This is a genomic window from Shewanella sp. SP2S2-4, from assembly GCF_031932025.1.
Taxonomy (GTDB): Bacteria; Pseudomonadota; Gammaproteobacteria; order Enterobacterales; family Shewanellaceae; genus Shewanella; species Shewanella baltica.
On record NZ_JAUOER010000014.1, the window covers coordinates 113,474 to 122,132 of the forward strand.

At 46.3% G+C, this 8,659-nt stretch carries 7 protein-coding genes; all 7 read left to right on the forward strand.

Annotation, left to right across the window (positions count from 1 at the left end; translation table 11 throughout):
* The first annotated feature begins 101 nt into the window (after positions 1–101).
* Positions 102–2,159, forward strand: a complete 2,058-nt coding sequence (gene ligA, locus Q4Q54_RS13025; protein ID WP_311988657.1) for an NAD-dependent DNA ligase LigA — start codon at positions 102–104, stop codon at positions 2,157–2,159.
* A 228-nt stretch (positions 2,160–2,387) separates the two neighbouring features.
* Complete coding sequence (locus Q4Q54_RS13030; protein WP_311988658.1) at positions 2,388–2,885, forward strand: DUF2919 domain-containing protein; 498 nt, start codon at positions 2,388–2,390, stop codon at positions 2,883–2,885.
* Positions 2,886–3,110: 225 nt separating this feature from the next.
* A complete protein-coding gene (locus Q4Q54_RS13035; protein WP_311988659.1) occupies positions 3,111–4,316 on the forward strand; it encodes an HD domain-containing phosphohydrolase in 1,206 nt (401 codons plus the stop codon).
* Positions 4,317–4,372: 56 nt separating this feature from the next.
* Complete coding sequence (locus tag Q4Q54_RS13040; RefSeq protein ID WP_311988660.1) at positions 4,373–5,236, forward strand: NAD(P)-binding domain-containing protein; 864 nt, start codon at positions 4,373–4,375, stop codon at positions 5,234–5,236.
* Positions 5,237–5,358: 122 nt separating this feature from the next.
* A complete protein-coding gene (locus Q4Q54_RS13045) occupies positions 5,359–5,979 on the forward strand; it encodes a thiol:disulfide interchange protein DsbA/DsbL (RefSeq protein ID WP_198555482.1) in 621 nt (206 codons plus the stop codon).
* A gap of 618 nt (positions 5,980–6,597) precedes the next feature.
* Complete coding sequence (locus Q4Q54_RS13050; RefSeq protein ID WP_106650870.1) at positions 6,598–6,864, forward strand: DUF4212 domain-containing protein; 267 nt, start codon at positions 6,598–6,600, stop codon at positions 6,862–6,864.
* Positions 6,865–6,875: 11 nt separating this feature from the next.
* The gene (locus tag Q4Q54_RS13055; protein ID WP_106650869.1) at positions 6,876–8,612 is read left to right on the forward strand and encodes a sodium:solute symporter family protein; all 1,737 of its coding nucleotides are present in this window, start codon (positions 6,876–6,878) and stop codon (positions 8,610–8,612) included.
* Positions 8,613–8,659: the final 47 nt, after the last annotated feature.

The following is an 8,659-nucleotide window of genomic DNA, read 5'->3' on the forward strand; positions in this document are numbered from 1 at the left end:
CCGACGCCGCAATTTGGCGGTTAATACATTGATGAGGCCGCGATTGCGGCCTCATTTTTTATGATCTACTTTTGTTATCTAAAGCATTCTGGATAAAGAATATGCAAGACATTCAACTCGATACACTTCTGTCAGAAGACGTTAACCCTGAAAACGCATCGCAGGTGATGCAGGTGCTCAGCCAATCACTGAACGAGCACAACATTCGTTACTATGTGGATGATGCGCCGAGCATTACTGATTCTGAGTACGACAGGTTGATGCAGTGTTTACTCAAGCTTGAGGCGTTATATCCCCATTTGATTGTGGCTGATTCACCGACTCAAAGGGTGGGCGGATTGGCGCTCGCCAAATTTGATCAAATCACTCACCTTAAACCTATGTTGAGCTTAGATAACGCCTTCGATGAAGCGGATTTCAGTGCTTTCCACAAACGTGTCACCGATAAAGTGGGTGAGGTGAGTTTTTGCTGCGAGCCTAAACTCGATGGCCTTGCCGTGAGTATCTTGTATAGAAATGGCGTACTTGAGCGCGCCGCGACCCGCGGCGATGGTTCTGTCGGTGAAGACATCACTGAAAACGTTAAAACCATTAAATCGATCCCGCTTAAACTGCGCGGCAATGATTTCCCTGAACTCGTTGAAGTGCGCGGTGAAGCCTTTATGCCAAAAGCGGCCTTTGAGGCTTTGAATGACAGGGCGCGCGCCAAGGATGAAAAACTCTTTGTTAATCCCCGTAACGCCGCCGCTGGCAGCTTACGACAACTCGACAGTAAAATTACCGCTGCCCGTTCATTGGCTTTTTATGCCTATGCGTTAGGGGTTGTTGAGCCGGATTCTCATCCGTTAGCTAAAACCCATTTCGAGCAGTTACAGCAGCTTAAGTCGTGGGGTTTACCCGTTAGTAGCGAAATCAAAGTCTGCGCTGAATTAAGCCAAGTCTATGACTACTATAAAGACATTCTCACTCGTCGCGGTGATTTAGCCTTTGAAATCGATGGCGTCGTGATGAAAGTTAACGATATTGCCCAGCAGCAACGTTTAGGTTTTGTGGCTAAATCTCCCCGCTGGGCGATTGCCTATAAATTCCCCGCACAGGAAGAAATGACTCTACTTGAAGGCGTCGATTTCCAAGTGGGCCGCACAGGTGCGGTGACGCCAGTGGCGCGCTTAAAGCCAGTATTTGTTGGCGGCGTGACGGTATCGAATGCGACGCTGCACAATGCCGATGAAATTGCCCGTTTAGGCATTAAAGTCGGTGACACTGTGATCATCCGCCGCGCTGGTGATGTTATCCCACAAATTGTTGCCATAGTGCCCGAAAGACGCCCTGAAACAGCGACTGATATTGTATTCCCACACAATTGTCCTGTGTGCGGCAGTTTAGTCGAGCGTCTCGAAGGTGAGGCAGTGGCGCGTTGTAGCGGTGGTTTATTCTGTGAAGCGCAGCGTAAAGAAGCGATTAAGCATTTTGCTTCTCGCAAGGCTTTGGATATCGATGGCATGGGCGACAAAGTTGTCGAGCAATTGATTGATAAAGAACTCGTCCAAAGTCCTGCAGATCTGTTTAAGCTCACCGCCTCTATGATGACTATGCTCGACCGCATGGGGATGAAGTCGGCAACCAATTTAGCGGCGGCGATTGAAGCTGCCAAAACTACAACACTTGCGCGTTTTTTATATGCCTTGGGTATTCGCGAAGTGGGTGAGGCGACAGCGGCAAACCTTGCGGCGCACTTTGCCAGTTTAGATGCGCTGCGGGTGGCCACTGTGGAGCAGTTAACCGAAGTGGAAGATGTTGGCACTGTGGTGGCCCAGCATGTGGCGCACTTTTTTGCTCAGCCCCATAACCTTGAGGTTATCGATGCCTTAATCGCGGCTGGCGTGCATTGGCCAGCCATAGAAGCGCCAAGTGCTGATGCTCAGCCGCTTAAAGGCCAAACTTGGGTATTGACCGGGACGTTAAATCAGCTCAATCGTAATGATGCTAAGGCGCAGTTGCAGGCGCTGGGCGCGAAAGTGGCTGGTAGTGTCTCAAAAAATACTGATTGCTTAGTGGCGGGTGAGGCGGCAGGTTCCAAACTCGCTAAAGCGCAGGAGCTTGGCGTTAAGGTGATGGATGAGGACGAGTTATTGGCACTGCTCGCCGCGAACGCTTGATTGCTGTGGGCTGAAATAGGCTGCAGGCTCTGGTCTGATGTTTTGCATCTACAGTTTAAAAACCACTGAATCGTAAGTATTAAATAGCGCCTTGCCCAAGGCGCTATTTTTATGTGGCATAGCAAAAATGACGACATGGAAAGATAGTCTGCTTTGGCTATTGAATTAGCCGCGAATGGCACCATCTCCTTAATATGCTGTTTTAGTTTTTGCTAATTGGAAACCTATTTGAATTTCAGTCACATCACTTGGCTCGATGATAAAGGCCATATTAAACCGCCGATCTTTTTATATGCGCTATTAGCTTACCTTGCGCGCGGTTGGTGCATTTTTATCGCCTCGCTGACCCAGATGGGTGACCGTTCTGAGTTAGTGAGGATTTTTTACCCTGAAAAATCAGATTTTTTGCTAGCACTCGGAGCGGGACTGGGCGCGGTTTTGATTTATCTTGTGGTGATTGCCGAACGTCGCCGTTCACCTCAATGGTTAAGGCCTATTTTTGTGCATTTAAAATGGGGGCTGTGGTTGCTGCTGATTGTTGATGGCGTTTTGTTGGGGCAAAGGTTGAGCCATGGACAATTCCTGTTCCATTGGAGCCTCGCTTTAGATGCGCTAATCTTGTTCTGGTCTAGCATTTATCTCATTAAATCGAAACGACTCCATTATTACCTGCGTGATTGGCTAAAAGAAGACCCTAAAGTTGAGCAAAATGAGCCTCAATCATAAGATTCTATCCTATTGTTATTTAGCCTCTTTATCTAAGACTGAGGCGAATGGTACGATTTAATGTGTTTTATGCCTCAGTTTGATAAGGATTTTTCATGTGTACTCTGCATCGAACACTTTGAATCATCTATAGTTATATGTACTTAGCTTGAATGTGCCCTGTGGGATACGCAGATGAGGTCATCTGTTTATGTCTCGCATCACATTTGAAAGGAGTCATATTGCGTGGCAAAAGTACCTCAAAAAAAATTATTACTATCAGAAATTCAGCTTGGCATGAGAGTCAAGTTGCCTTTGTCATGGACGAATCACCCTTTTTTATTTAATCGCGTTGATATTAGCAGTGCCGCTCAAATCGAAATGATCCGTGGCCTAGGGGTTCCCTATGTGTTTTTGTTATCGGAATCGAATGCCGAACTGGATATTGTTGAAGAAGACGATGACATTGAAGACGAGATAGCAGTCGAACCCGAACGGGATCTCAAGGCCGATACCCGTAAGGCAATGCGTTTGAGTCAGAAGCGTTTTCTTATGAATGTGAATAACTCCCGTAATGTGTTCGGGAAAATAGTCAGCGATCCTGAAGGCGCCTATCGATTATCGGCGGCACTGGTCGAAGACTTGCTAAGCCATTTGCAGGAAGTTGAAACACCGTTCCTTACTTTGGTTGGGATGGATGAGAAAGATGTGAGTGTGACCCAACATGGCGTCTCTGTGGCTGTGTTGGCAATGATGATAGGTCATGCACTGGATTTAACCCCAAGAGAGTTGCGTGATATCGCTCTTGGCAGTTTGCTGCATGATATTGGTAAGCTTAAAGTGCCCGATGTCATCCGCCGAAAGCGTGGCGCGCTGACGACACACGAAGCCAGCTATTTGCAAATGCATCCTAATTTTGGTTTTGACATGCTGAATCGGTCGGGATTATTCCCTAAAGAGGTGTTAAATATCATTTTACACCACCATGAGTTTGTTGATGGTTCAGGGTTTCCTGATGGATTGACGGGGCATAAGATCCCAATTATTACGCAGATCGTGAGTTTAGCAAATGATTACGATCAGCAGCTCAGTGGTCAGCAAGTGACATCTCCTCAAGTGGCACTAGGTTATTTGTTTAAAAACCGTGCGAGTAAACATTCAGAATCACTGATTTCTGTGTTAGTTAAAATTCTCGGCATCTACCCACCGGGAACGATAGTAAAGCTCTCCGATGACAGTATTGCGAAAGTGATCATGACCACCAAAGAAGTGAGTCAGCCCCAAGTGTGGGCTTGCAAAGTGGACGGGAGTGACGCATCGCTGCGTTTCTTAAGTGATGAAGGCGTGACAGTGCAAAAAGCCATCAAAGCGGAAGAATTGTCCGAGGGCGCTATTCGTACCTTGCAAGTCGATAAAGGGGTTAGTTTCTATTTTAGTTCGCTACAAACTTGAATCTTATGCGCTAAGTTCCGTATTCTATCCGCTGATATGATTCCCTTAGGGCTAATATGGCGAATGTAAAAGCAGAAAATGGCGCAGTAAAATCCAGTGTTGCCTTGGTCGGTTGTGGATGGTTTGGTTTTGCTTTAGCAAAGCAGCTTGTCCATGAGGGCTATAGAGTCACAGGCTGTAAGCGCAGCGCCGACGAATTATCGGCATTAACTGAGGTCGGGATTGATGCCTATCCGCTGCAATTGGGCAGCGAAGCACCCTCTGCCCCCGATGCTCAGGCGTTAAGCGGTTTATTTCAAACCGATTATCTAGTGGTCAATATTTCTCCCCGATTAAAGCGCGGTAACGCCGCGTATCTTGAAGAACTGCAACAACTCATCGCATTAACCCAAGGCTGGCAATATCAGCAGATTGTGTTTATCAGCACTACGGGTGTGTATCCGGCCAAAGATAAAGTGATGACCGAAGCCGATGCCTTGGCAGAATCTAGCGACAGCCAAGTGCTATTAGATGCAGAAGCTTTATTCCAAGCCTTGCCTCATGCCTGTATTGTCCGCTTTGCTGGACTCGTAGGCCCCAAACGCCATCCTGGACGTTTCCTTGCCGGTAAAACCGATGTCAGTGGCGCCAATGTGGCAGTGAATTTAGTCCACTTAAGTGATTGTGTCAGCGCGGTAAGTCGGATTCTCGCGGCAACGGGTTCAGGTTTATCTGTGGCACCGATTTATAATCTTTGCGCGCCGACACACCCCACTAAAGCTGAGTTTTATCACGCCGCCGCCGAGTCCCTTGGTTTAGTCGCGCCCGAATTTAATCAACAATCCATGCCGAGTAAAGTCATCCAAGGTGACGCAATTGTCACAGATTTAGGCTTTCGATATCAGTATGCTTCTCCGCTGGATATGCTAGCGGCATGTTGAGAAAGGTTAATTATTGTTAAAGGTAAAAGCCGAACTTTTAGGTTATCTTTGGGTTCCAAGTTTTGCTTGAGCGAATGTGTCATCCTTATTTAAATCAATGACGAATAAAAAGAGACAATATAATGAGCGTGTTTAATCGAGTTCGACCTATAGCCGCATTGGCGTGCGGATTAATCCTGAGTGCTAGCTTTGCACTGCAGGCCGCAAGTTTCGAAGAAGGCAAAGATTATGTTACGGTAGCGGGGATTACCGAAGCACAAAAGCCTGTGCTGCGGGAGTTTTTCTCCTATAACTGCCCGCATTGCTATAAACAAGAACCGCTTATGGACTTGACAGTGCAACTGCTCGGCAAAGATGTCGCTTTTGAGCGGACCCCGGTTGGCGCTGGCCGTCCTGCTTGGGAACTGAGCCAACTTGCCTACTATGTGGCGCAAAAATTAAAGATGACCAAGCAAACCCATGGCGCTATTTTCAAGCAAATCCATGAGAAAGGTGAGCAATTTACTGCGCCCGAACAAGTTAAAGCTTTCTTTGTCGCTCAAGGTGCTAAGGTGGATGATGTTGATGCCGCGATGAATTCCGTCGATGCCAAATTCACTCTAATGAATTATGACTCTCAAGCTGAGCTTGCTGGGATCAAGGGCGTACCTTCATTACTGGTTAATGGCCGTTATATGCTGACCTCAACCGCGCACACGCCAGAAGAGCTGGCAGCCTTAGTGAAGTTTTTAGCCGCGAAGTAACCGCGTTTAATAAATGGAAAATTGGTTTATCGCTGTTAAAGGATAACGACCTTGCAAGGTCATTATTCCGCCATTGGCCAATCTAACGTTAATAACCCAGTTTAGGCTGGGTTATTTTTTGCCTTAAACTCAAAAGATGACTCGTTGCCAACATTGGTAAGCCAAACTGCGCTATGACTATTCTTAAGTGAAATCGCTGTGCGGTCTGTAGTGGTCAAGTAAGTTGAATGAGTGATTGGTAATGGCTTATTGATTAAATGATATCTCATCCATTATCAGCGCTAAAATCATAAATGATGTCAGTCTACAGTCATCATTAAAACTGTTTGAATTTCTGATTTTTCCATTTTAGACAACAAGTTATTCCTATCTATTACTTTTCCTGCCGCCCAATTCCCCATGTTTTTACTCATTCTTGTTCGACATTGGTCTAACCTGTTGAAAAAGTTGAAACTGTATCCAAATGTAAAATCATTGTTAACTCTTTGAATTTGTTTCTATTCACTATTTATGGACAGTGTTTTGAATCACGGGTTAGACGAAAGTCGTGATTGTGCTCACACCAGCTGTTGCTAGATTAAACAAGACTTAAAATTAAAACAGCACAGGGGAGTCACTATGGGTTTTGAAAATAACGACAAGGCAAAAGGCTACTGGCGCGAGAATTTACGTCTCGTACTGAGCTTATTAGCCATTTGGGCGGCAGTCTCATTTGGATGCGGCATTTTATTGGTTGATGTACTCAATGAAGTTCATTTCATGGGATTTAAATTAGGTTTCTGGTTTGCACAGCAGGGATCTATGTATGTATTCGTTGCGCTTATTTTTGTCTATGCGGCAAAAGCCAACGCCTTAGATAAAAAATATAACGTACAAGAAGACTAAGGAGCTTTGAGATGGATGTTCAAACACTAACTTATATTATCGTAGGGCTCTCGTTTGCGCTCTACATTGGGATTGCAATCTGGTCACGAGCGGGATCAACCAAAGAATTCTATGTCGCAGGTGGTGGCGTTCACCCTGTAGTGAACGGTATGGCAACGGCGGCAGACTGGATGTCTGCGGCATCGTTTATTTCATTAGCAGGTATCGTGTCTTTTGTTGGTTATGACGGCAGCGTGTACTTGATGGGCTGGACGGGCGGTTACGTATTACTGGCCCTGTGTATGGCGCCTTATTTACGTAAGTTTGGTAAGTTCACTGTGCCAGATTTCGTCGGTGAACGTTATTATTCTCAGGCTGCGCGTACTGTCGCGGTTATCTGCGCGATCTTCATTTGCTTTACTTATATTGCAGGGCAAATGCGCGGTGTGGGCGTGGTGTTCTCTCGCTTCTTAGAAGTGGATGTTGACACGGGTGTGTATATCGGTATGGCTGTGGTGTTCTTCTACGCTGTTCTTGGTGGTATGAAGGGGATTACTTACACTCAGGTTGCCCAATATTGCGTATTGATTTTCGCTTTCATGGTGCCAGCGATTTTCTTGTCTGTGATGATGACAGGCCACATTATTCCACAAATCGGTTTCGGGGCGCAGCTGCTTGATGCGGCGGGCAACAATTCTGGCGTTTACCTGCTAGAAAAACTCAATAATGTTTCTACCGAGTTAGGCTTTGCTCCATACACCGACGGTTCTAAGAGCATGATTGACGTCTTCTGTATTACGGGTGCTTTGATGGTGGGTACTGCTGGCTTGCCTCACGTTATCGTACGTTTCTTCACTGTTCCTAAAGTGAAAGATGCACGTATTTCTGCAGGTTGGGCGTTAGTCTTTATCGCGATTATGTACACTACAGTCCCTGCACTCGCGGCGTTCTCCCGTGTGAACATGATTGAAACCATTAATGGTCCAGATGCTAAAGGTGTGGCTTATGAGAGTGCACCAGATTGGATTAAAAACTGGGAAAAAACGGGTCTGATCAAGTGGAACGATAAAAACGGCGACGGTAAGATTTATTACTCGTCAGGTAAGATTGAAGATGCTGCTAGCAAAAACGAAATGAAGATCGATAACGATATCATCGTATTAGCGACGCCAGAAATCGCCAATCTGCCAGCGTGGGTTATCGCTCTGGTTGCAGCGGGTGGTTTAGCTGCGGCCCTGTCAACATCCGCGGGTCTGTTGTTGGTGATTTCAACCTCGGTTTCACACGATTTACTCAAGAAAAACTTGATGCCAAATATCTCCGATAAAAAAGAGCTAATGTTTGCTCGTTTAGCGGCGGGTGTGGGCATTGTGATTGCGGGTTACTTTGGGGTGAATCCACCAGGCTTTGTGGCCGCGGTGGTGGCGTTCGCCTTCGGGTTAGCGGCTTCTTCATTGTTCCCAGCGATCATCATGGGTATCTTCTCTAAGACAATGAACAAAGAAGGCGCGATTGCCGGTATGTTAACTGGTTTACTGTTTACTGCGGGTTATATCATCTACTTCAAGTTTGTTAATCCTGCCGATAACGTTGCCGCTAACTGGTTCCTTGGTATTTCGCCAGAAGGTATTGGTATGGTGGGTATGTTAGTGAACTTCGGTGTGGCGGCGTTAGTCAGTCGAGTCACGACGGCTACACCACAGCATGTTCAAGAAATGGTTGAATCGATTCGCTTCCCTAAAGGCTCGGGTGAAGCGAGCGGTCACTAAGCTCATCGCTTAATCATTCGCATCAACTTAAGAGAGCGCTTCGGCGC

Bases quoted from the DNA above. Each gene is read 5' to 3' on its own strand.
- ligA (WP_311988657.1), top strand. From the start codon at position 102: ATGCAAGACATTCAACTCGATACACTTCTGTCAGAAGACGTTAACCCT.
- Q4Q54_RS13040 (WP_311988660.1), top strand. From the start codon at position 4,373: ATGGCGAATGTAAAAGCAGAAAATGGCGCAGTAAAATCCAGTGTTGCC.
- Q4Q54_RS13045 (WP_198555482.1), top strand. From the start codon at position 5,359: ATGAGCGTGTTTAATCGAGTTCGACCTATAGCCGCATTGGCGTGCGGA.
- Q4Q54_RS13050 (WP_106650870.1), top strand. From the start codon at position 6,598: ATGGGTTTTGAAAATAACGACAAGGCAAAAGGCTACTGGCGCGAGAAT.
- Q4Q54_RS13055 (WP_106650869.1), top strand. From the start codon at position 6,876: ATGGATGTTCAAACACTAACTTATATTATCGTAGGGCTCTCGTTTGCG.